The following is a 23559-nucleotide window of genomic DNA, read 5'->3' on the forward strand; positions in this document are numbered from 1 at the left end:
ACAACAAAAAAGCTCAAACATCTTTGGTGAATGTTTGAGCTTTTTTATCAATGTTTGTGTAATCAAAAACAGTCAACCTATTTCAGGACTACTCAGAACGGTTGGTGACGAATATGAAATATAGTTCGGCGATGTTTAATAGCAGACTGCCAGGCTCTATTTTTTTAAATAAATAATGCCGCTTTAAATTTTGCGTTAAATTAGCACCTTAAAGCTTGTGAAAATTACCTGCATGAAAAAATTAGTTATACTTATTACCGCCCTTATCTCCTTTACAACCGTTAATGCCCAAAACGCCGACAGGAGTAAATTTATTAAAGATAGCCTTGACGTTTATATCAATAAAGCCCTAACCAACTGGCGCATACCGGGGGTAGCGGTTTGTATTGTTAAGGATGGTAAAATAGTGCTTATGAAGGGCTACGGTATAAAAGAGCTTGGCTTGCCCGGTAAGGTAGATCAGAACACTTTATTTATGATAGGCAGCAATACCAAGGCATTTACTGCCACGGCCTTAGCCATGCTGCAAGCCGAAAAGAAACTATCGCTCGATGATAAAGTAACCAAATACATCCCCGAATTTAAATTGGATAATAAGCCAGCCGGCGAAATGGCTATTGTAAAAGACCTTTTGAGCCACCGCTTAGGTTTCCGCACCTTCCAGGGTGATTTTACTTTTTATAACACCAACTTAAGTCGCCACGAAGTAATTGAGAAATTGGGTAAAATGAAGGCTACCTACCCGTTCCGTACCAACTGGGGCTACACAAATTCAGCGTTTTTAACGGCGGGTGAGATCATACCCCGTGTTACAGGCAAGCAATGGGAAACTTATTTAAAAGAAAGCATTTTTTCACCGCTTGGTATGACAAATACCCTTGCCCTCACTGCCGAAATGCCTAAAGCCCTTAACCGCACCGTACCGCATACTTTAATTGATGGCAGGCTATCGGCCATACCTTATTGCAATATTGATGGCCTGGCCCCTGCGGGCAGTATCAGCTCATCGGCGGCAGATATGGGTAAGTGGGTAATGGCTTTGCTTGATAATGGTAAGGTTGGTAATAAACAGGTAATACCCGTTGCTGCGATCGCTGCCACCCGCCAACCGCAAGATTTTGTAAGCAGCGTAAATCATTTAAACGGCGAAACAGGCTTTGAGCTTTATGGCCTTGGCTGGTTTTTACAGGATTACAGCGGCCGCAGGCTGGTGATGCACGACGGAGGCGTTAACGGCTATGTATCATCGGTTACCTTGGTGCCTAAAGAGAACCTGGGCATAGTTATCCTGACCAATACTGACCAAAACTCGCTTTATGAAGCCATGCGCTGGGATATACTGGACGCCTTCTTTAAAAACAAAAACAACCATTACAACGATACCTACCTGGGATATAATAAAGCAAATACAACCACCTTCCAGGCTATTGATAAGAAAATGCGCGATAGCACATTGCTAAACCTTAAGCCATTATTATCTACCGGTAAATACACCGGCAAATACGTTAACGAGCTATACGGCAGCCTTGAAATTACCCCCGGCGATGTAGGTAATGACCTGGAGATCCGTTTTGAGCATCACCCTAAAATGTTTGCTAAGCTGCAACCACTGGGTGGTAACCGTTTCTACGTAACCTTCTCCGACCCGGTTTTGGGCAAAGCAATATTCCCGTTTACTGTAGTTGATGGTAAAGTAACCGGCGTGCGGGTTAAAGTAGCCGATTTTGTAGAATACAATGCCTACGACTTTAAGAAAATAGATAAGTGATTGAGCTTACCAGTCTGAGTTTGTCGAGCTGTTTGCCTGAAGGCGAGTCTTCGACAAGCTCAGACTGGCACATCAAGATTAAAACCAATCCACCAAACCGATTTTAAATATTTCTATTAACTCAGGATCATTAAATTGATAGTCGTCCGGGATGTTTAGCACGATGATTTTCTTTTGAGGAATTTCAACATACTGTTGTTTGATGATGTCCCGATGCTTATACTCCATCACAAAAACCACATCGGCCCAATCTATTAATTTTTGGTTGAGCTTAATGCGCGCTTTATCGCTTGTGCCAGCGCTGCGCGCATGATGCAAGCGATGGCCTTTAAACAACAATTCGGCAGTTGGGCTGCGCCATTGGTTTTTACTACAGATGAAAAGGAGGTTGGACACTGTTGATTACTTAACTGCTAAAATACGTACTGCGAAGGCTCCATCTTATTTCCCCTTCGCCGCCATATAATCCAACGTTAAATTACACAGGGCTTTTACGCCGAGGGTAAAACCGCTTTCGTCCAGGTAAAAATCGGGCGTGTGGTGCGATGGGGCTTTCAGGCTGTTGCCCCCTTTTGGCATCCCGCCTAAAAAGAAGAATATGCCGGGTACCTTTTGCTGGTAAAAACTAAAATCTTCGGCGCCGGTAACAGGTGGGCGCAACAATACATTCTCTTTGCCCGCGGTAGCTTCCAGCGTGGGCAGCATTTTAGCGGTAAGGGCAACATCATTAAACGTAACCGGGTATTTATTACTGAAGGGGATCTGTACTTCGGCAGTGGCACCATAGGCTTCTGCCGTTTTGGTGGCAATACGTTTCACGTTCTCGGTGATCAGTTTCTCGTCGCCTTCGGTAAAGTATCTTACTGTACCCTGCATCTTAACACTCTCAGGAATGATATTAAAGCGCGAGCCGCCATTTATTAAGCCGATGGTAACTACGGCGGGATTTTCGGTAACGTTGATGTTGCGGCTTACAATGCTTTGCAGGCTGCTGATAATTTGTGCCGATACCACTATCGGGTCTACACTGCTCCACGGGTAAGCACCGTGTGCCGAGCGGCCTTTAACGATGATCTGCAGATCTTTTACACCTGCCATGGTTCCACCAGGGCGGTAAACTATTTTGCCAACCTCGGTTTGCGAATTAATGTGCAGACCAAAAATCACATCAACCTTCGGATTTTCCATTACGCCCTGCTTCACCATTTCTTCGGCACCGCCTTTTTCGCCAACCGGTGCACCCTCTTCGGCGGGCTGGAAAATGAATTTTACCGTGCCGTGCAGGTCTTTTTTCATGGACGACAATACCTCCGCCACCGCCATCAATATCGCCATGTGCGAATCATGCCCGCAGGCGTGCATCACACCAACTTCCTGCCCGTTGTATTGTGTTTTTACTTTCGATGCAAATGGCAGGTCCACACGCTCGGTCACCGGCAGGCCATCCATATCTGCACGTAGCGCAACAACAGGGCCGGGCAAGCCGCCTTTTAAGATCCCAACAACTCCCGTGGTGGCTACACCGATTTAACCTCGATACCTAACGACTGTAAATGTTTGGCTATAATGCCCGACGTGCGTACCTCCCGATTACCCAGTTCGGGGTGTTCATGAAAATCTCGTCGCCATGCAATTATTTTGCTTGTAAGCGCATCGGCCCTGGTGCTGATAATTTTTTTAGATGCGTTATTTTGTGCCGATATATTTAAAGCGTAAAGGACAAAAAAAAGGGTTAAAAGTTTTTTCATTGCTACAGTTTAGTGCAGTAAGATAAACTTTTAACCCTGAAATATAAAAACGGTAAATTTATTAGTCGACCACCGCCCCAACTCCGTTCACCGATTTAACCGTAATTGTAAATACCAGATTTGAATTAGCAGGTAGCTGGCCATTAGCATATGGGCCATAGGCTAAAAGAGAAGGAATAATTAACAAGATCTTTCCTCCGTTTTTAATTTTAGGTAATCCTAATTGCCATCCGGTTATTACTTGGGTAAGCGTAAAAGAAAGGCTTTCATTTGTCTCAAATTGAACATCTTTTAGATCTTTACCTGTGTAGCTTACGATAAGTTTAGAACTACCGGAAATAGCTGCGCCCGAACCTTCTTTTAATACTTGGTAATATAAACCAGAAGCATCTTTGCTGGCTAGAATATCAGGGTGTGCACTTAAATAAGCAGTGATCAGGTCATTATCGATTTTTGCCTGGGCATCAAAATCTACAGTTGGTTGTGTTGGCGTTTTCTCTTTGGAGCAAGATGCTAATACGATAGCAAATACGCTTAATATAAAAATATATTTCTTCATGATTTTTCTTTATAGCTTAAAATTAAAAATTATTGAACACTTAAAACATCAATAGTAAATACTAAAACAGAATTTGCCGGTATAGCGCCGGTAGGGCTTGAGCCGTAAGCTAAAGCCGATGGAATTATTAGTAAAATACGGCTACCTGCACTTGCGTGTAGTAATCCATATTTCCATCCGTTAATAATGCCACCCAGCATACTGGCGGAATACCCCGTACGGGAATCAAACTGGGTGCCATTAAGCAATTTACCAACATAATTTACACTAATATCGCTTGATGCGATAACCCTTTTACCTGTACCCTCTGTTATAACCTGGTAATAAACGCCGTTGGCATCTTTTGTAGCATGGATGCTGGAGTTGGCTGTAAGGTAGGCTTGTATGGCTGTTTCATCTTTAGCCGCTTGGCCGGCAGTGTCATCTGTCTTGTCTTTTTTGCAAGATGTAAAAACAGCAAGGAATAAACTTAGTATCAGTAGCGTTTTTTTCATGCTATAATAACGTGTAAACTTAAGTAGGTGATACAGTTGTTTTAATTTTTAATTCGTTTAGTTGCGCCTCAGCAATGGTTGATGGCGAATCGATCATCACATCGCGGCCCGAGTTGTTTTTAGGGAACGCGATAACATCGCGGATAGAATCCAGGCCTGCGAAAATTGAGGTTAACCTGTCAAACCCAAACGCGATACCACCATGCGGCGGTGCGCCGTATTCAAAGGCATCCATCAAAAAGCCAAATTGCTTTTGTGCTTCTTCTTTTGAAAACCCAAGGTGTTTAAACATCAGTGCCTGCAAATCGCGGTTGTGGATCCGGATAGAGCCGCCACCAATTTCGGTACCGTTTATAACCAGGTCATATGCATTTGCACGTACGTTTTTAGGGTCGGTATCCAACAGGGTGATATCCTCCGGTTTTGGCGAGGTAAACGGGTGGTGCATGGCGTGGAAACGCGATGTTTCTTCGTCCCATTCTAACAGCGGGAAATCTAACACCCAAAGCGGCGCGAATTTATTTTTATCGCGTAAGCCTAAACGGCCGCCAACTTCAAGGCGCAGTTCGTTCAGTTGCTTGCGTACTTTGTCGGTTTCGCCGGCAAGGATCAAAATTAAGTCGCCCTTTTCAGTTTCGAAAGCGGCACTCCATTTAGCCAGTTCTTCTTCGTTGTAAAATTTATCTACAGATGATTTTAACGTGCCGTCGTCATTATGGCGGGCATAAATTAAGCCTGTCGCGCCAATTTGCGGGCGTTTCATCCACTCGGTTAATTCATCAATTTGTTTGCGGGTGTAACCGGCGCAGCCTTTTGCGTTGATACCCACAACAAGTTCGGCATTATCAAAAATGCTAAAGCCTTTGCCTTTAACCACATCGTTCAGTTCAACAAACTCCATCCCGAAACGGGTATCCGGCTTATCAGAGCCGTATAAACGCATAGCATCGGCGTATTGCATACGCGGAAAATCGCCAAGTTCCATCCCTTTTACGTTGCGGAACAGGTGGCGGGTAAGGCCTTCAAATATATTCAGGATATCTTCCTGGGTAATGAACGACATCTCGCAGTCTATCTGCGTAAACTCCGGCTGGCGGTCGGCACGCAGGTCTTCGTCCCTAAAACATTTCACGATCTGGAAATAACGGTCAAAGCCGCTTACCATCAGCAATTGCTTAAATGTTTGCGGCGATTGCGGCAGGGCGTAAAACTCGCCCGGGTTCATGCGGCTTGGTACCACAAAATCGCGCGCACCTTCGGGGGTCGATTTGATTAATACCGGGGTTTCCACCTCAATAAAATCTAATCCATCAAGATACTTACGGATCTCTTGTGCCATTTTATGGCGCAGCACCAAGTTGTTGCGGATAGGGTTACGGCGCAGGTCTAAATAGCGATATTTGGCACGAAGCTCTTCACCACCGTCAGTTTCATCCTCAATTAAAAACGGAGGGATCTTGGATGAGTTAAGTATTTCAAGTTCGGTAACGGTAATCTCTACCTCGCCGGTTGGGATCTTGGTGTTTTTGTTAGAACGCTCTACCACGGTGCCTGTAACCTTAATTACAAACTCGCGGCCAAGCTGCTTCCCTGCTTCGCGAAGGCCGGCATCGGTATCGGTATTTAAAACCAGTTGGGTTAAACCATACCGGTCGCGCACATCAATAAATGTTGTGCCGCCCAGGTCGCGCGATTTTTGGACCCATCCGCAAAGGGTTACCGGTTCACCTAAATTGCTGATATTTAATTGCCCGCAGGTGTGTGTTCTAAGCATAATTCCTTTTTTTAAAAGTCTGCAAAAGTAATATTTTGAGGCGAAAGGTGCTCAGTAAAAACTAAAGTTAGTATCAAAAAAAATTGAGAAGCCGGCGGTAAATGATATTTTTAGCAAATGAGATGGAAACTGTTAGCGGGGCAGATACTTGAAAAAAGCAATAACCTGATCATTAACTCGGGGCTAAATTTTGTAGATAATAACTACCCATATGGCAAAAACTGGGTGTTCGACCTAAAAAGGCTTTTGCCGGGGGCAACCACTATATTTGACATTGGGGCGCATGCAGGCAGCGTATCTTTAGAACTTAATAATAGTTTCCCCAATGCTGATATTATTGCATTTGAGCCAGTAAGTGCATCTTTTGATCGGTTTAAGGCAAACACGGTTAGTATTTATAAAATAAAGGGCTATCAATTAGCTGCCGGGAATGAAGCCGATGTTTTAGAGATACCGATATATAGCGAAAGTACCATTAATACACTTAAGAACGCTGAATACAGCATACCGCCAATAGGAAATGAAAAAATAACGGTAATCAGGCTTGACGAGTTCGCAAACAAGAATAATATTAGTCACATTGATATTTTAAAAATTGATGTGGAAGGTTACGAACTTGAAGCCCTGAGAGGGGTCGGCAATTTTTTGCAACAAGTGAAATATGTTTATGCCGAAATTGGCTTTGAGCGATGCCCCACTAAAACCCATTTTACAGATATGGATGTTTTTATGGAACAACATGGCTTTAGGCTTGTAAACATCTACGAATTACAACACCATTATATCGACAGAACGCGGCTTAGCTACGCTAATGCTTTATATGTAAAAAAATAACACACCGCCCTATATACGGTCATGTTTACTTTTATTATTAATTTCTCAAATCAAAAACTATATTTGCCACATAATTCTCAAGGGGTGCCTTGCTTTGAGCAATCAAACTGAAAGACAGGCTGAGATCAAACCCATTGTTTTGCAAAGTCAAAAGTTAAAAGTCAAAAAGTTAAAAGCTGCATGTCAGCTTTATACTTTGAACTTTCAGCTCTCAACTCCAAAAAACATGCACCTGATCCGGGTAATGCCGGCGTAGGGAGAGGTAACAAGTTAAGTGTACTGCCATTATACCCTGGTGAGCAGATGGTTTAACTAATTTTATTGTTTAACAATTTGAAAAATTTATTTGCGGCGCTTATCGCCCTGCTGCTGCCTGTCCTGGCATCGGCCCAATTTTCCATCAGCGGAAAGATCACCAACCAAGCCGGCGAAGCTTTGCCCGGCGCAACGGTTTCCATCACAAACCCGGCCACTAACACCCAAACGGATGTTAAAGGCAACTACCAAATTGGCGACCTGCCCGCAGGCACCTACACCATTAAGGCCAGTTACATTGGCTATCAAATTACTACCCAAACTGTAAATTTAACGGCTAACAGGGTTGTAAACCTTTCGCTTACCAACTCCATTTTTAGCGCCGAAGAAGTTACGGTGACCGCGACCCGCGCAGGCAAAAACTCGCCAACGGCATTTACCAACCTCAGCAAAAAAGACATCGAAAAAAACAACTACGGGCAGGATCTGCCTTACATGCTGGCCCAAACGCCATCGGTAGTGGTATCGTCAGATGCGGGAACGGGCATTGGCTATACCGGCATCCGCATCCGCGGAAGTGACGGCACACGTATAAACGTCACGGTTAACGGCATTCCGCTAAATGATGCCGAAAGCCAGGGTTCGTATTTTGTGGACCTGCCCGATCTTACCTCTTCAGTAAATAACATACAGGTGCAGCGTGGTGTGGGTACCTCTACTAATGGCGCAGGTGCTTTTGGTGGTAGCATCAACATACAAACTGCAACCCGCCGCGATACCGGCTTTGCCGATATCAACAATACTGTAGGCTCGTACGGCACGGTAAAAAATACCGTAAGCCTGGGTACAGGCCTGTTAAATGGGCATTTTAGCTTTGATGGCCGGTTGTCCAGGATCCGTTCTGACGGGTATATCGACCGCGCATCATCAAACCTGCGTTCTTTTTTTGCGAGCGGTGCTTATTACGATGACAAAAGCACTTTAAGGCTTAACGTGTTCTCGGGCGTAGAGCGCACTTACCAGGCCTGGAATGGTGTGGCCGATTACATTATTGGCGATAACACCCGAAAGGATAGCCGCACCTATAACGAACTTGGCCTGATGCCGGACGGCACTTTTTATAAAGACCAGGTAGATAATTACCAGCAGAACCACTACCAGTTATTGTACGATAGAAAGTTATCAGATAAACTCGCCTTTAGCGGTGCCCTGCATTATACTAAAGGCTTTGGTTATTACGAAGAGTTTAAGGCCGATCAGGCTGTAACCAAGTATGGCTTAACCCCCGTGGTTGTTGGCGGTACACCTATCACAAATACGGATCTTGCCCGCCGCCTTTGGTTGAACAATGATTTCTACGGAATAACATACGCGCTAAAATACCAGGCAAAAAGCAACCTTAACTTTACCCTCGGCGGTGCTTATAACAAGTACACTGGCGCGCATTACGGCAATATTATTTATACCGCGCAAAGCGCGGGTATAACGCCTAATTACGAATACTATCGCGATAACGCCAAAAAAACGGACTTCAATATCTTCGGCCGTGGCGAGTACAAATTGGGTGATGCAACCCTTTTTGCAGATCTGCAATACCGCCGGATAGATTACTCATTTTTAGGTTTCGACAGGAATTTGAACAATGTGCAACAGGATGCTAAGCTGAACTTTTTTAATCCTAAAGCAGGTATAACCTACGAAATTGATGAGCATAACAATGTGTACGCATCATTTGCCGTTGGTAACCACGAGCCCAACCGCGACGATTACACCAACTCTACCCCGGCAAGCAGGCCCAAGGCCGAGAACCTGAAAGACTTTGAAGCCGGTTACCGCACCAGCGGCGATGTATTTAAAGGTGGCGTAAACCTGTTTTACATGCTTTATAAAAACCAGCTGATATTAACCGGGGCGCTAAACGATGTAGGATCGGCAACACGTATCAATGTGGATGATAGCTACCGCGCAGGTATAGAAGTTGATGGCCGTGTTAGGTTTACTAAACAGCTAAGTTGGGCAGCAAACGCAACCATCAGCACCAATAAAATCAAGAATTTAACCCGCACCCTGGCAAGCTATGATGACGACTACAACCCGCTAACCCCGGTAACGCAAACATTCAAAAAAACAGATATCGCGTACTCGCCGTCACTTATCGTGGGTAGCGAGATCGCCTACTCGCCGGTGCCGAATGGCAGTATTGCCTTTGTAAGTAAATATGTAAGCAGGCAGTTTTTAGATAATACCGGCAATGTTAACCCTACAGGTATAAGCACCGCGCCGGATGTTGCCAATAACCCATATGCGGTTAACAGGTTGTTAAAAGCTTACTTTGTAAATGATGTAAGACTGAATTATAACATCCATACAAAAGCGATTAAAAATATTGGGTTAGGCTTACTGGTAAACAATGTATTTAGCAAAAAGTACGAAGCCAATGGCGCTACCTACCCGGAAGTTGACAGTGGTGTGCTGGTTAACTATAACTACTATTTCCCGCAGGCAACGCGCAACTTTTTAGCATCTGTTAGCTTAAGCTTTTAAGTATGCAAAGCTGGATAGACTTGTTTATAAACCAAGTTAAGGCTACCACCAGGCTGGAATGGCTCGCCGTAATTTTAGGCGTGGCCGAAGTGCTGCTGGCAAAAGCAAATAAAGTGTGGCTATACCCAACGGGTATAGTCGCTACTTTAATTTCTATATACTTGTTGCTCAACTTTGGGCTGTACGCCGAATGCCTGCTTAACGGCTATTATGTAGTGATGAGCTTTTATGGCTGGTATTATTGGATAAAAAAGAAGAATGAACCACCTGTAAAAGTTAGTTATTCTACCAGGCAGGAATGGCTCATAACCCTCCTTATTGTATTTGTAGGGTGGGGAGTGTTATATTTAATCCTCATCAAATTTACACCATCTACCGTTCCCATTTGGGATGCATGGGTATCATCAACGGCTTGGGCTGGCATGTGGCTGTTGGCAAGGCGAAAGATTGAGAACTGGGTACTGCTTAATGTGAGCAACATGTTTGCTATCCCGCTACTGTATCATAAAAACCTGGCCATGTTTGCCGTGCTTACGCTAGTACTGTTCATTGTAGCCATCTTCGGTTATTTTGAATGGAGGAAAATAATACATAAAAACCAGCCCCCTAACCACCTAAAGGGGGAACAGGATTTAAACTCCCCCTTCAGGGGGCTGGGGGGCTCAATATGATGCATCCGTCAACTTTATTAAAACCCGTATGGGTTGAAATCATCCGTCAATACGCTACCAAAGCCGAAAAATTAGGCAAGTTGCACCCGGCACAATTGGAATTGGTTTACCAACAACAGTGGTTTAATTTATTATCACCCGCTACATATGGCGGACTTGAAACCCCTTTACCCCTCCTTATCAAAACAGAAGAAGCCCTGGCATGGGCCGATGGCAGCCTGGGCTGGGTGGTAACCTTATGTTGCGGCGCGGGTTGGTTTGGTGGTTTTATTGATCAGGGCATCGCGCAGCAAATTTATGCTGATAAAAAAGCCTGCCTTGCAGGTAGCGGCGCGGCTACAGGCACAGCAAAAATTACAGATAACGGTTACCTAATTAACGGTAGTTGGAAGTACGCCAGCGGGGTGCATCATGCTACCTATATAACGGTTAACTGTAACATAATGCAGGGAGAAAACCCGGTGTTAGATACTGATGGCAACCCATTGATCTTGCCTTTTGTGTTGGACAGAAAAGACGTACAGCTACTGTCCGGATGGAAATATATAGGGATGATAGCCACCGGTAGCGATGCATATTCAGTAGAGGATTTACATGTTGATAAAAACCGATGTTTTAAAATTGACGCCGATTCTGCGTTGATAAATTCGCTGCTGTACACCTATCCCTTTTTGCAATTGGCCGAGGCTACGCTGGCGGCAAACCTATCCGGCATGGCAGTGCATTTTATAGACCTTTGTAAACCCGCGTTTGAATATAAGGCGACTAACATCCGCAGGGTAAATGCCGCGAACGTGTTGCTGATGGAGGAGGCGTTGCAGTCGGCCACAGAATTGTTGAACCAGGCAAGGGCGGCTTTTTTTGATGCGGTGGATGCATCATGGAAGGATCCCAAAGATGAAAAGTTATTGAAAGCGGTAAGCAACGCCAGCCGGGTACTGGCAAAAATAGCCCGCGAAAGCGTAGACGAGCTTTTTCCTTATTGTGGCTTGCAGGCAGCATCACCGGATACCGAGATCAACCGGGTTTGGCGCGATATACACACCGCAAGCCAGCACAGTTTGCTTACTTTTTTAGATTAGGTTTGCCATGTTTTTAATTATATGGTAACGCAAATATCACATTGTTTATAAATAGCAATGGTGATATTTGCCTTTTTAATATCCAAATCCATGAAGATAAAAGTACTGCTTACATTAACGTTTGCTACCGCTGTATTTAGCTTATCGGCACAAAATAAAAAAATCATAACTACTGTTTCAACTAACTTGCCCCGCCCTAAATTAATGGTTGGTTTAGTGGTTGACCAAATGCGTTGGGATTACCTATACCGCTATTACGACCGCTACCAGGCAGGTGGTTTTAAGCGCATGCTTAACGAGGGGTTCACTTGCGAGAATACGCTTATCCCTTATATCCCTACCGTTACCGCGGCCGGCCATAGCAGTATTTATACAGGGTCGGTACCATCAATAAACGGTATTGCGGGTAACGATTTTATAGTACAGGCAACCGGCAAATCGATGTATTGTACCGATGATAGCACGGTTACAGCGGTTGGTAGTAGCTCAATAGCAGGCAAAATGTCGCCACGTAACTTGCTTACAACTACCGTTACAGATGAGTTACGGTTGGCTACTAATTTCCGCTCGAAGGTTATCGGCATCGCATTGAAAGACCGTGGCGGCATTCTTCCCGGCGGCCACGCTGCAAACGCCGCATATTGGTTTGATGATGCCAACGGCGCATGGATCAGCAGTACTTATTACATGACAGAACTGCCTGCATGGGTTAAAAGCTACAACGCCACAAAACCGGCCGAGCAATATTTAAAGAAAGATTGGAATACCCTTTACCCCATAAATACTTACGTACAAAGCGCGCCGGATAATAGCCCGCGATACGAAGGTAAATTTAGTGGTACCGATGCCCCAACATTCCCGATAAAAACATCGGAGTTATATAAAGGTAGGGCCGGTATGATCCGCTCTACGCCATACGGTAACAGCATGACGCTTGACCTGGCAAAGGCGGCTATAGAGAATGAAAAATTAGGCGCTGGTTCGGTTACCGATTTCCTGGCGGTGAGTCTTTCATCAACAGATTATGCTGGCCACCAGTTTGGTCCAAACTCGGTTGAGGTTGAAGATACCTACCTGCGTTTAGATAAGGACGTGGCCGCTTTCTTCACCTATTTAGATAGCAAATTGGGAAAAGGAAATTATACAGTATTCTTGAGTGCAGACCACGGTGCTGCTCACAACCCTAACTTTTTAATTGACCATAATATCCCTGCAGGCGTTTGGAACGAGGGTGGTGTGCTTACGCGATTGAACAAAATGCTGGAAGAGAAATACAAAGTAAAAAACCTGATTATAAGCTTCGGCAATTACCAGGTCAACTTTAATAATGCCGCCATCAAAAAGGAAAGCCTGAACAGCGATGCGCTAAAATTTGAATGTATCCAGTTTTTACAGCAGGAACCCGAAATTGCTTACGCGGTAGATATGCAACGCATCCAGATAGCGACTATTCCCGAAGAACTTCGCCTGCGCATCCAGAATGGTTACAATACGGAGCGCAGCGGAGCTATCCAAATCATCCTGAAACCGGGATGGTACAGCGGCCATGGCCAAACAGGCACAACACATGGGACCTGGAACCCGTATGATGCACACATCCCATTGGTATTTATGGGGTGGGGCATTAAACATGGCAGCCTTACCCGCGAAACCCACATGACAGATATTGCTGCAACCGTTGCCCAGCTATTACATATCCAGGCGCCGAACGGCAATATTGGTACTGCTATTGGCGAGGTGCTTAAATAGAGATTCGTGGATGGATGTCAGAGATTAGAAGAAGCTTAAATTCCCACCCTCTTTCCGCGCAGCGAAGAGAGGGTCGACCAGCGAAGCGATGTCGGGGTGAGTAGAAGCGTTTGTTAAGTGTACGTGATGTCAGTCTGAACATGTAGAAAACCTTTTCAGCTTTTAATGGTTCGACAAACTCACTATTACAAAACTACCCTCTTTTCGCGAAGCGAAGAGAGGGTGGTCGAGCGAAGCAATGACCGGGTGAGTAACTATGCGATAGGCAACTTTCCCCCAATTCTTTCGCCGTTGTTGGTGTTGTCAACAACATTTAGGACGGTCTAAAAGGTGAAAGCCGTAATTGTGGACGAAAGTCAGAAAAACAGGATTTGCTTGTTCTATAATAATTACTGCCATTGGCGCAAAGCCGACGGTTTAAACCTTTCGCTCTTTTCCGACTATAACTATGAAAAAATACATCTCCAAACTCCATTACCTAACGCAGGACTTGCCCAACCGCAGCCATGTAGAGCAAGCACAAATAGCCTGCGAGGCCGGTGCCAACTGGGTCCAGTACCGCTGCATGAGTAAAAGCGACGAAGAGATGATGGCCGAACTGCACCAGATAGCGTCCATCTGCGATGATTGGGGCGCTACGCTGATCCTTGCAAACCATTATCACCTGCTGGATAAAGTAGATGCGCAAGGCGTACACATCGAAGACTTAAATGCTGATCTCGCCGCCATCCGCGAAGCTGTAACAGATGAAAAAACTTTAGGCGCATCGGCCACGGATATTGAAGGGTTATTACGCATTCAAAACAGCGGCGTGGTAGATTATTGCGGCTACGGCCCCTTTGCCCACACCACTACCAAAGCTAATGATAAACCTTTGTTAGGATACGATGGTTACCGCCAACTGGATAGCCAACTTATAAATATCCCGGTGATTGCCGTGGGTGGCATACAGCTAAATGATATTGAACTATTGATGCAAACCGGCGTGTACGGCATCGCGGTATCATCGGCAGTTAACCTATCGCCAGATCCGGGTGGGATGGTTAAAGAGATATATCGGAAGATCTATTGATTAAAAGCCTGTCAGTCTGAGCTTCTCGAAGACGTAGGTGCAATGCTAATGGTTCGACAGGCTCATCGTGGCAGGCGGCTATTTATACACCACATAAACATGCTCATCCATCACTTCGCCTGCTTTAATTACGGTTTGTTTTAACACACCCTGCTTCACATACCCGGCCTTTTCCAACACCCGCATCGATGCCTTATTTTTACCGAAAATGAATGCCAGTATGCAGATGATATCAAAATTGGCAAAGGCGTATTTGGTCAATAGTTTAACTGCTTCGGTAGAAATGCCCCTGCCCCAATGCTCCTCGCTAAGCCAGTAACCTATTAATGGAGATTTGCGATAAACATCAGCCCTAAATTCTAAACCGATGCCTCCGGCAACCTCTCCGTTTATTTCAATAGCAAAGTTGGTAACTGTAATTTGATTGATCATAATATCTATAAATGCCTCCGCATCGTCCAAAGAATATGGCGACGGGAACCTGTCCAGTAAATAAGAGGGCACCCTGGGGTTATTGGCGTGTTTTTGCAGGGCCGCTGCATCGGCAATGCGGAATGGGCGCAGTATAAATTGGCTTCCTTTTATTTCCATTTTGTAACAATCCAAACGTTAAAAATAGTAATATTAACTAAACTGCTAAATTGCAGCGCCTAACAGCATTTTGTGATATGAAAACACGCTTTACCTTATTGTTTCTTTGCTTCGGTTTTACCGCTTCTGCCCAATCCCTCGGCACACTAACTGTCGAAAAAATTATGCGCGACCCTAAATGGATGGGCGTATCGCCAAGCAACATCCGCTGGAGCGACGACAGCAAAAAGATCTATTTTAACTGGAACCCGGACAAGGCCGAGCGCGACGAGCTGTTTTTCATCACCCCAAATAACACCAAACCGCAAAAGGCAAGTACTACCGAGCGCCGCGACATGGTTCTTGAAAACGGTAAGTGGAATAAAGTGCGCACGCTGAAAACCTATGAAGAGGATGGCGACATTTACCTATGGCAGGCGGGCAGCGGTAAAACTGTGCAATTAACCCACACCGCAGGCCGCGAAAGTAACCCAACCTTTACCGGCGACGAAGGCAGCATTATTTATACTTACGAGAACAACATTTACAAGCTAAAGCTGAACAAAGCCGAGCTTACCCAGCTAACCAACTTTGTAAAAACCGCTACCACCGAAAAGAAACCTGCCAAAGATACCGAGCAAGCCCGGTGGCTAAAAAGACAGCAAACCGAACTTTTCGATATCATTAAAGTGAACGAGAAAGACCGCAAGCTGGACTCTGTGGAGCAGGCACAGGATAAACCGGCAAAAATAAAAGAGATAGCCTTTGGCGATAAGCGTTTGAACAGCGTGCAGCTCAGTCCGGATGGCAGGTATGTAACCTACAGGTTGATCCAGGCGGCAGATGGTGCAAAAGCCGGGATCGTCCCTAATTATGTAACCTCATCGGGATATACCGAAGATATCCCTAACCGTACCAAAGTGGGTGCCCCGCAATCCACATCAGAGAGTTTTATTTTTGACACGCAGCGCGATTCGGTTTACGCAATTAGCACTAAAGACATCACCGGTATAAAAGATATTCCCGCTTTTTACAGCGATTATCCTAAGGAATTGGACGTTCTTAAAAAGGCAAATAACGACCGCAAAACGGATATTACCGCCCCATATTGGAGCCCCAATGGCAAGTATGCTGTAGTAAATGTAGAATCGCAGGATAACAAGGACCGTTGGTTGATGAAACTGGATGCCGCGACAGGGAAACTTACCCTGCTGGACCGCCAGCACGACGATGCCTGGATAGGCGGCCCCGGTACCGGCGGGTTCTTTGCCGATGGTAGCCTGGGCTGGGCCGATAACACCCACTTCTATTTCCAGAGCGAGGCAAGCGGTTACTCGCACCTGTATATCGCCGATGTGGTAAGCGGCCAGAAAAAGCAACTTACATCCGGGCATTGGGAAGTGCAAACCCTTCACCTTTCTAACGATAAAAAAACATTTTACTTTACCGCTAATATCGAACACCCCGGTATCACCCATTTTTACCGTATCCCGGTAACGGGTGGCGTGCCTGTTAAGTTGACGAGCATGAAAGGCGGTAACGAGATAGACCTTTCGCCCGATGAGAAATGGCTGGCAATTCGCTACTCATACTCCAACAAACCCTGGGAGCTTTATGTGCAGCCAAACAAGCCCGGGGCAAAAGCCGTGCAGGTTACACACTCCACCACTGCCGAATTTAATGCCTACCCGTGGCGCGAGCCGGAGGTGATCAGCTTTAAAAACCGTTACGGCAAAGATATTTACGCGCGTTTTTATCAGCCCAAATATCCCGACCCGGCAAAACCCGCTGTGGTGTTTGTGCATGGCGCGGGCTACCTGCAAAACGTACATTATTGGTGGAGCACCTATTTCCGCGAGTATATGTTCAACAATATGCTGGTAGATAATGGCTACACCGTTTTGGATATCGATTATACCGCAAGTTCGGGTTACGGCCGCGACATTCGCACGGGTATTTACCGCCACATGGGCGGTGCCGACCTTACCGACCAGGTGGACGGTGTAAAATTACTGGTAGAAAAATATGGTGTAAATCCTAAACATGTTGGGTTATACGGCGGCTCGTACGGTGGCTTTATTACGCTTATGGCGATGTTTACGCAGCAAGACGTTTTTGCATCGGGCGCTGCCATACGCTCGGTTACCGATTGGGCGCATTACAACCACGGCTATACCTCAAATATCCTTAACGAACCATTTAATGACGAAAAGGCTTACCGCCAAAGCTCGCCCATTTACTTTGCCGAAGGCTTAAAAGGCCGACTGCTGATGCTGCATGGCATGGTAGACCAAAACGTAAACTTCCAGGATATTGTAAGGCTTACCCAAAAGTTGATAGAGTTGCACAAAGATAACTGGTCGCTTGCGCCATACCCGGTAGAAGATCACGGCTTTGTACAACCCAGCAGCTGGACTGATGAGTATAAACGTATTTTTAAACTGTTTGAGGAGACGCTGAAATAGCATGATGACCTCCCGGCAAATTGACTCACCCGGTCTTTCCTTCGCTCGACTACCCTCTCTCCGTAAACGGAAAGAGGGTTATAAGAAAAGAGGGTTATAAGAAATAGAAATACTCACCCTCTTTGCGCAGCAGAGAGGGTCGACCAGCGCAGCGTAGTCGGGGTGAGTAAACTAATAGATATGCAATCATGAAAAAACTATTGTACATACTTCCATTTTTAATTACCCTTGCCTGCACCTCAACCAAACACCCGGCTGCAGTTCAACTGTCGGTAATCGACAACGGGCAATCCATCCAGTTTAAAGGGCTGGATTATGTGGTGATGCAGGATATTGCCCGCGACAGTGATAAAAACGTTTGGCAAAACCTGGTTCCCGTTTACCGTATGCCTGCCGATACCGACCTGAAGAATTACCAGCCCGTGCAGCCCGGTCGCTACAGGTTAAAAGACAGCGCAGTGGTTTTCACGCCCGACACCCCGTTTGTAAAAGGGCAGATTTACTTTGCACGCAACTATCGTTTAGGAGAGGGCGCAACCCTGATGGATTATATAAAAGGCCACTCCCAACCCGGCAAAGTGCATTTTATCGATTTGATTTTTAAGCAATAAGCTTGTTATAACCAAAAAAACATTTATATTTGCATCTGAATTAAAAAAGAGGGGGCATTTGTCCCCTCTTTTATTTTATCAATCAAATTATCAACCGCCCTGTTATCTATCGGGGGCAACCGGTAAAAACACACGATAATGAATATTGAAAAAAGAACAATTGAACTGGTAAAGGAAAAAATAGCCGATATGCCAAACTTGTTTTTGGTGGATGTTAAAATGCATAGCAACGGCCAACTTATAGTACTGGTTGATGGGGATAACGGGATAGGGATTGCGGATTGTGTTGCCATAAGCAGGCACGTTGGCTTTCACCTCGAAGAAGAGAACGTGGTAGATACCCCATACAACCTGGAAGTTTCATCACCGGGTATCGATACACCGCTAACGCTTAAAAGGCAATATGCTAAAAATATAGGCCGCACGTTAGCCATAAAGATGGATGATGGCACCAAGCGCGAAGGCGTATTGAAGGAAGCGGGCGACGACACCATCGTAATTGAAGAAACAATAAAAGAAAAAGGGAAAAAGGCTGTAACTGTTGAAAGCACTATCCCGACAGATAAAATAACAGAAACAAAAGTTTTAATATCATTCAAGTAGAACATGAGCAATATTAATTTAATTGATTCTTTTCAGGAATTTAAAGATTTCAAGAACATTGACCGCCCAACCATGATGAGCGTTCTGGAAGACGTCTTCAGAAGCATGATCAGGAAAAAGTACGGCACCGATGAAAATTGTGACGTTATCGTTAACACCGATAATGGTGACTTAGAAATTTGGCGCACGCGTGTGGTGGTTGAAGATGGTTTTAGCGAAGATGACGACCTTGAGGTTGAACTTGCAGAAGCTAAAACAATTGATGCCGATCTTGAAATTGGTGACGAACAAATTGAGCAGGTTACTTTGGAGAGCTTTGGCCGCAGGGCTATCCTTGCTGCCCGCCAAACTTTGGTTTCTAAAATTTTAGAACTGGAGAAAGACGAGATCTTTAAAAAATATAAAGACCGGGTTGGCGAAATTGTTACCGGCGAGGTTTACCAGGTTTGGAAAAAAGAAACTTTGGTATTGGATGATGAAGGCAACGAGCTTTTATTGCCAAAAACCGAGCAGATCCCTGCCGATTACTTTAAAAAAGGTGACAGTGTAAGGGCGATAATCAGCAAGGTTGATATGTTGAACAGCAACCCTAAAATTATTATATCACGTACCGCGCCAGAGTTTTTACAGCGTTTGTTTGAGATGGAAGTTCCTGAGATCTTCGACGGGTTGATCACTATCAAGAAAATTGTCCGCGAGCCGGGCGAAAGGGCTAAAGTAGCTGTTGAATCTTATGACGACCGCATAGACCCGGTTGGTGCATGTGTGGGTATGAAGGGTTCACGTATCCATGGTATCGTTCGCGAATTAAAGAACGAAAACATAGATGTTATAAACTTTACCAACAATATCCAGTTATACATCCAGCGTGCATTATCGCCTGCAAAGATCACTTCTATTAAATTAGATGATGAGAAAAAAACAGCGGCAGTGTACTTAAAGCCAGACCAGGTATCGTTAGCTATTGGCCGTGGCGGCCATAACATTAAACTGGCAGGTAAATTGACAGGTTACGAAATTGATGTTTACCGCGAGGCTGATGAGCATGACGAGGATGTGGACATCGAAGAGTTCTCTGATGAGATCGATAGCTGGATCTTAGACGAATTTAAACGCATTGGGCTTGATACCGCGAAATCTGTATTGGCATTATCTGTGGGCGAATTGGTTAAACGTACCGACCTTGAAGAGGAAACAATAAAAGAAGTTTTATCGGTTCTGCAGGCAGAATTTGAATAAACGAGATAACACAAATAAAAAATCGTATTTTTGCGATAATTAGAGAGAAAATTTAATAAATGTCAGAAGACAAATCCATAAAATTAATAAAAGCAGTAAAAGAACTGAACATTGGTATGGGTACCATTGTCGATTTTTTAGCTACTAAAGGCTATAAGGTTGAAAAGCAACCTATGGCGAAGCTGGATGCCGATATGTACACAACCCTGTTGAAGGAATTTGCTGTAGATAAAATTATTAAGGAGGAGGCCAAGCAGATCAAGATCGGTAACATCCGCAAGGAAGAAGGTGTGCAAACGCCTGAAAAACCTGTAGAGCAGCCGCGTCGTTCCCGAGATTTCGAGAACGAAGAGATCCTGATCAAAAACACCGGCCATTTTTCTTCGCCGCAGGCTGAAAAGCCAAAACCGGCCGAACCTGTACAGGAGAAAGCCGAAGAACGCAGCAACGAAGGATTACCCGGTGTAAAGGTGATTGGTAAGATAGACCTTAATAACCTTAATGCTAAACCACCGGTTGAGGAAAAAGCAGCACCAGTTGCTGAAACCCCGAAAGCACCGGAGCCTGTTGCAGAAAAACCTGCACCCGTAGTTGAAGCACCTAAAGCAGCAGAACCTGTTGCAGAAAAACCTGCACCCCTTGTTGAGGCGCCAAAAGCGCCGGAGCCTGTTGTAGAAAAACCTGCACCGGTTGTTATAGAAGCGCCAAAAGCACCTGAGCCTGTTGCAGAGAAACCTGCACCGGTTGTTGTTGCGGAAGCCCCGGCAGTAGTAGCAGATGTTACTCCTGAGGCGGTAGCGCCAGCAATAGCAGAAGGCGAAGGCGACGACGTTATCCGCGCAAGCGCAGAACGTTTAAGCGGCCCCAAAATTATTGGTAAGATCCAACTACCGGTTAACCAGCCTAAACGCGGTGGCCCTGTTGCATCTTCATCAAGCGCGGCAGGTAACGCAGCAGATCAGAAACGCAAACGTAAGCGTAAAGATCAGCAAGGTGGCCCTGGTGGTGGCAATGGCACAGGCCAGCAAGCCCCGCCAAGTGGTACCATTAACCCTAACCGTCCCGATTTCAGGAACCGCCCACCGGGTGCTCCTGGTGGTGGTGGCAACCGCCCCGATTTTAGGGGAGGCAGGCCTGCACCAGGCGGAGGCCCTAAAGAAGAACCTACAGAAAAGGATATACAAGACCAGATCAAGGCTACACTTGCACGTTTAAGCGGTGCAGGTAAGTCGGGTAAGTTTGCACAGCGTGCCAAATTCCGCCGTCAAAAGCGTGATGATGTTGCCGCGAATGCCGATGAACTGGCAATGGAGCAGGACGCGATGTCTAAAGTAATTAAGGTTACCGAGTTTGTTACGGCAAACGAGTTGGCTTTGATGATGGACGTATCGGTAACACAAATTATCTCAACTTGTATGAGTTTGGGTATGTTTGTGTCTATCAACCAGCGTTTAGATGCCGAAACCCTGAGCATTGTTGCTGATGAGTTTGGTTACCAGGTTGAGTTTGTGAAACCACAGGACGAGGAGTTTATACTCGATCAGCCTGATGAGCCTGAAGATCTTATCCCACGTGCACCTATTGTGACTATTATGGGCCACGTAGATCACGGTAAAACATCCTTACTGGATTTTATCCGCAAAACAAACGTAATAGGCGGCGAGGCCGGGGGTATTACCCAGCACATTGGCGCTTATGAAGTTACTTTGGCAGATGATAAGAAAATTACATTCCTGGATACACCGGGCCACGAGGCGTTTACCGCCATGCGTGCAAGGGGTGCACAGGTAACAGATATTGTTATTATAGTAATTGCTGCTGATGACAGCGTGATGCCGCAAACCCGCGAGGCCATAAACCACGCGCAGGCTGCAGGTGCACCTATCATTTTCGCGTTCAACAAAATTGACAGGCCGGGTGCTAACGCCGATAAGGTACGTGAGCAACTATCTGCCATGAATATTTTGGTTGAAGAGTGGGGCGGTAAATACCAAACGCAAGAAATATCGGCTAAAACCGGTTTAAATATCGAGCTGTTGTTAGAGAAAGTATTGCTTGAGGCAGAATTGCTTGAGCTTAAAGCTAACCCTAATAAACGTGCCGTTGGTACCGTTATAGAAGCAGCCTTAGATAAAGGCCGTGGTATTGTTACTACGATATTGGTACAGGCAGGCCGCCTAAAAGTGGGCGACGCGATATTAGCGGGTTGTTACAGCGGGCGTGTTAAAGCTTTAACTAACGAACGCGGCCAAAGGGTTGAATCTGCAGGGCCGTCTACACCGGTACAGGTGTTGGGTATGCAGGGCGCGCCTACAGCCGGTGATAAATTTAACGTATTAGATACTGAGCCTGAAGCTCGTGAAATTGCAAACAAACGTTTACAGTTACAACGCGAACAAGGTTTACGTACCCAGAAACACATTACACTTGATGAAATTGGCCGCCGTTTGGCAGTTGGTAACTTTAAGGAACTTAACATTATTGTTAAGGGTGACGTGGATGGTTCTATCGAAGCGCTGTCAGATTCGTTACTGAAACTATCTACCGAGCAGATCCAGGTAAATATCATATCGAAAGCAGTTGGTCAGATCTCCGAGTCGGACGTTCTGTTAGCTTCTGCATCAGATGCGATCATCATCGGTTTCCAGGTACGTCCTTCGGGAAGTGCGCGTAAACTTGCCGAGGCCGAGCAAATTGATATCAGGCTATACTCTATCATCTACGATGCTATCAATGAGATAAAATTGGCGATGGAAGGTATGCTTGCACCAACCTTTGAAGAGAAAATTGTGGCTAACGTAGAAATCCGCGAAACCTTCAAGATCAGCAAGGTGGGTACAATTGCAGGTTGTATGGTGTTAGATGGTAAAATTACCCGTAACAGCAAGATTCGTATCGTACGTGATGGTGTGGTAATACACACAGGTGAACTGGCTTCACTAAAACGTTTCAAAGACGATGTAAAAGAAGTTGGAACAAATTACGAGTGTGGTTTGAACATCGCTAACTACAACAACATCGAAGTAGGTGACATTGTAGAAGCATACGAAAACGTAGAAGTAAAACGTAAATTAGCTTAAGCGCTAGTTACCAAATATTAAAAGGGCTGCGAATTTCGCGGCCCTTTTTTGTTTATACCAATAAATAAAAAAGCATGTCATTTCGAACGAGGTACGAGGAGAAATCTTCTGCTACAATAAAAAGTCTAATCCGTTAATTCATTATTAAGAAATCGTCGTTCTGGATTCGTTGTGTTAATTAGAGTTTCTTTCTTTTCTCTTCTCCATTTTTTAATTTCCTTTTCTCTTTCAATGGCGTGTTCAATATTCGAAAAGTGCTCGTAGTGAATTAAATAGTGACAAAAATATTTTCCTGTAAATGTTTTACGCAAGCCCCTATTTTCCCCATGCTCGTATAAGCGCCGTAATAGGTCATTTGTTACTCCAACATAAAGGACGGTCCGATCGTAGTTAGTAGTAATATAAACATAGTAGTTGTGGTTCCACATATTCTAAAGTACG

General features: G+C 45.1%; 20 protein-coding genes. 12 read left to right on the forward strand and 8 right to left on the reverse strand.

The window, feature by feature from the left end; translation table 11 throughout:
* The first annotated feature begins 232 nt into the window (after positions 1–232).
* Entirely contained in the window at positions 233–1768 is a 1536-nt protein-coding gene (locus tag ACVW0P_RS15630; RefSeq protein ID WP_457132923.1) for a serine hydrolase, read from the forward strand.
* Positions 1769–1846: 78 nt separating this feature from the next.
* Here ACVW0P_RS15630 and ACVW0P_RS15635 read toward each other — a convergent pair whose 3' ends face one another.
* The 6 genes from ACVW0P_RS15635 to aspS form a co-directional block, all read right to left on the reverse strand.
* Complete coding sequence (locus ACVW0P_RS15635; RefSeq protein ID WP_457132924.1) at positions 1847–2164, reverse strand: low molecular weight protein tyrosine phosphatase family protein; 318 nt, start codon at positions 2162–2164, stop codon at positions 1847–1849.
* A gap of 45 nt (positions 2165–2209) precedes the next feature.
* Positions 2210–3250: an amidohydrolase gene (locus ACVW0P_RS15640; RefSeq protein WP_457132925.1), complete on the reverse strand. Its 1041-nt coding sequence runs from the start codon at positions 3248–3250 to the stop codon at positions 2210–2212.
* A gap of 35 nt (positions 3251–3285) precedes the next feature.
* A complete protein-coding gene (locus ACVW0P_RS15645) occupies positions 3286–3516 on the reverse strand; it encodes a hypothetical protein (RefSeq protein ID WP_457132926.1) in 231 nt (76 codons plus the stop codon).
* A gap of 61 nt (positions 3517–3577) precedes the next feature.
* Complete coding sequence (locus tag ACVW0P_RS15650; RefSeq protein ID WP_457132927.1) at positions 3578–4075, reverse strand: FKBP-type peptidyl-prolyl cis-trans isomerase; 498 nt, start codon at positions 4073–4075, stop codon at positions 3578–3580.
* A 29-nt stretch (positions 4076–4104) separates the two neighbouring features.
* Positions 4105–4569 (reverse strand): FKBP-type peptidyl-prolyl cis-trans isomerase, encoded by a 465-nt coding sequence (locus tag ACVW0P_RS15655; RefSeq protein WP_457132928.1) that lies wholly within the window; start codon positions 4567–4569, stop codon positions 4105–4107.
* 19 nt (positions 4570–4588) lie between these two features.
* Entirely contained in the window at positions 4589–6343 is a 1755-nt protein-coding gene (gene aspS, locus ACVW0P_RS15660; protein ID WP_457132929.1) for an aspartate--tRNA ligase, read from the reverse strand.
* Positions 6344–6460: 117 nt separating this feature from the next.
* Here aspS and ACVW0P_RS15665 point away from each other — a divergent pair, with 117 nt between their 5' ends.
* The 6 genes from ACVW0P_RS15665 (at position 6461) to ACVW0P_RS15690 (ending at position 14550) form a co-directional block, all read left to right on the forward strand.
* Positions 6461–7177 (forward strand): FkbM family methyltransferase, encoded by a 717-nt coding sequence (locus ACVW0P_RS15665; protein ID WP_457132930.1) that lies wholly within the window; start codon positions 6461–6463, stop codon positions 7175–7177.
* A 333-nt stretch (positions 7178–7510) separates the two neighbouring features.
* Positions 7511–9976: a TonB-dependent receptor gene (locus tag ACVW0P_RS15670; RefSeq protein WP_457132931.1), complete on the forward strand. Its 2466-nt coding sequence runs from the start codon at positions 7511–7513 to the stop codon at positions 9974–9976.
* Between the two features lie 2 nt (positions 9977–9978).
* A complete protein-coding gene (gene pnuC / locus ACVW0P_RS15675) occupies positions 9979–10647 on the forward strand; it encodes a nicotinamide riboside transporter PnuC (RefSeq protein ID WP_457132932.1) in 669 nt (222 codons plus the stop codon).
* Positions 10644–11729, forward strand: coding sequence for an acyl-CoA dehydrogenase (locus ACVW0P_RS15680; protein ID WP_457132933.1), 1086 nt, complete (start codon positions 10644–10646; stop codon positions 11727–11729). The genes pnuC and ACVW0P_RS15680 overlap by 4 nt, the downstream gene beginning before the upstream one ends.
* A 90-nt stretch (positions 11730–11819) precedes the next feature.
* The gene (pafA, locus tag ACVW0P_RS15685) at positions 11820–13478 is read left to right on the forward strand and encodes an alkaline phosphatase PafA (protein ID WP_457132934.1); all 1659 of its coding nucleotides are present in this window, start codon (positions 11820–11822) and stop codon (positions 13476–13478) included.
* A gap of 448 nt (positions 13479–13926) precedes the next feature.
* On the forward strand, positions 13927–14550 hold the full coding sequence (locus ACVW0P_RS15690) for a thiamine phosphate synthase (protein ID WP_457132935.1): 624 nt from the start codon (positions 13927–13929) through the stop codon (positions 14548–14550).
* Between the two features lie 78 nt (positions 14551–14628).
* Here ACVW0P_RS15690 and ACVW0P_RS15695 read toward each other — a convergent pair whose 3' ends face one another.
* A complete protein-coding gene (locus ACVW0P_RS15695; protein WP_457132936.1) occupies positions 14629–15141 on the reverse strand; it encodes a GNAT family N-acetyltransferase in 513 nt (170 codons plus the stop codon).
* 77 nt (positions 15142–15218) lie between these two features.
* Between ACVW0P_RS15695 and ACVW0P_RS15700 the strand changes: the two genes are divergently transcribed.
* From ACVW0P_RS15700 to infB, 5 genes are all read left to right on the forward strand, one after another.
* Positions 15219–17585 carry a prolyl oligopeptidase family serine peptidase gene (locus ACVW0P_RS15700; RefSeq protein ID WP_457132937.1) on the forward strand — a complete coding sequence of 789 codons (2367 nt, stop codon included), beginning with the start codon at positions 15219–15221 and terminating at the stop codon, positions 17583–17585.
* Positions 17586–17773: 188 nt separating this feature from the next.
* Entirely contained in the window at positions 17774–18196 is a 423-nt protein-coding gene (locus ACVW0P_RS15705) for a hypothetical protein (protein WP_457132938.1), read from the forward strand.
* A 138-nt stretch (positions 18197–18334) separates the two neighbouring features.
* Entirely contained in the window at positions 18335–18799 is a 465-nt protein-coding gene (gene rimP, locus ACVW0P_RS15710; protein ID WP_457132939.1) for a ribosome assembly cofactor RimP, read from the forward strand.
* A gap of 3 nt (positions 18800–18802) precedes the next feature.
* Positions 18803–20038 (forward strand): transcription termination factor NusA, encoded by a 1236-nt coding sequence (nusA, locus tag ACVW0P_RS15715; RefSeq protein ID WP_354427098.1) that lies wholly within the window; start codon positions 18803–18805, stop codon positions 20036–20038.
* Between the two features lie 59 nt (positions 20039–20097).
* The gene (gene infB / locus ACVW0P_RS15720) at positions 20098–23118 is read left to right on the forward strand and encodes a translation initiation factor IF-2 (RefSeq protein ID WP_457132940.1); all 3021 of its coding nucleotides are present in this window, start codon (positions 20098–20100) and stop codon (positions 23116–23118) included.
* 125 nt (positions 23119–23243) lie between these two features.
* On the opposite strand, the gene ACVW0P_RS15725 is transcribed toward infB, so the two are convergent.
* Positions 23244–23546 (reverse strand): GIY-YIG nuclease family protein, encoded by a 303-nt coding sequence (locus ACVW0P_RS15725; protein WP_457132941.1) that lies wholly within the window; start codon positions 23544–23546, stop codon positions 23244–23246.
* Positions 23547–23559: the final 13 nt, after the last annotated feature.

It is taken from the genome of Mucilaginibacter sp. UYNi724 (assembly GCF_054057495.1).

Bases quoted from the DNA above. Each gene is read 5' to 3' on its own strand.
- ACVW0P_RS15630 (WP_457132923.1), top strand. From the start codon at position 233: ATGAAAAAATTAGTTATACTTATTACCGCCCTTATCTCCTTTACAACC.
- pafA (WP_457132934.1), top strand. From the start codon at position 11,820: ATGAAGATAAAAGTACTGCTTACATTAACGTTTGCTACCGCTGTATTT.
- ACVW0P_RS15700 (WP_457132937.1), top strand. From the start codon at position 15,219: ATGAAAACACGCTTTACCTTATTGTTTCTTTGCTTCGGTTTTACCGCT.
- ACVW0P_RS15650 (WP_457132927.1), bottom strand. From the start codon at position 4,075: ATGAAGAAATATATTTTTATATTAAGCGTATTTGCTATCGTATTAGCA.
- aspS (WP_457132929.1), bottom strand. From the start codon at position 6,343: ATGCTTAGAACACACACCTGCGGGCAATTAAATATCAGCAATTTAGGT.
- nusA (WP_354427098.1), top strand. From the start codon at position 18,803: ATGAGCAATATTAATTTAATTGATTCTTTTCAGGAATTTAAAGATTTC.
- ACVW0P_RS15725 (WP_457132941.1), bottom strand. From the start codon at position 23,546: ATGTGGAACCACAACTACTATGTTTATATTACTACTAACTACGATCGG.
- ACVW0P_RS15680 (WP_457132933.1), top strand. From the start codon at position 10,644: ATGATGCATCCGTCAACTTTATTAAAACCCGTATGGGTTGAAATCATC.
- ACVW0P_RS15695 (WP_457132936.1), bottom strand. From the start codon at position 15,141: ATGGAAATAAAAGGAAGCCAATTTATACTGCGCCCATTCCGCATTGCC.
- ACVW0P_RS15705 (WP_457132938.1), top strand. From the start codon at position 17,774: ATGAAAAAACTATTGTACATACTTCCATTTTTAATTACCCTTGCCTGC.
- ACVW0P_RS15690 (WP_457132935.1), top strand. From the start codon at position 13,927: ATGAAAAAATACATCTCCAAACTCCATTACCTAACGCAGGACTTGCCC.
- ACVW0P_RS15645 (WP_457132926.1), bottom strand. From the start codon at position 3,516: ATGAAAAAACTTTTAACCCTTTTTTTTGTCCTTTACGCTTTAAATATA.
- ACVW0P_RS15655 (WP_457132928.1), bottom strand. From the start codon at position 4,569: ATGAAAAAAACGCTACTGATACTAAGTTTATTCCTTGCTGTTTTTACA.
- rimP (WP_457132939.1), top strand. From the start codon at position 18,335: ATGAATATTGAAAAAAGAACAATTGAACTGGTAAAGGAAAAAATAGCC.
- ACVW0P_RS15665 (WP_457132930.1), top strand. From the start codon at position 6,461: ATGAGATGGAAACTGTTAGCGGGGCAGATACTTGAAAAAAGCAATAAC.
- pnuC (WP_457132932.1), top strand. From the start codon at position 9,979: ATGCAAAGCTGGATAGACTTGTTTATAAACCAAGTTAAGGCTACCACC.
- infB (WP_457132940.1), top strand. From the start codon at position 20,098: ATGTCAGAAGACAAATCCATAAAATTAATAAAAGCAGTAAAAGAACTG.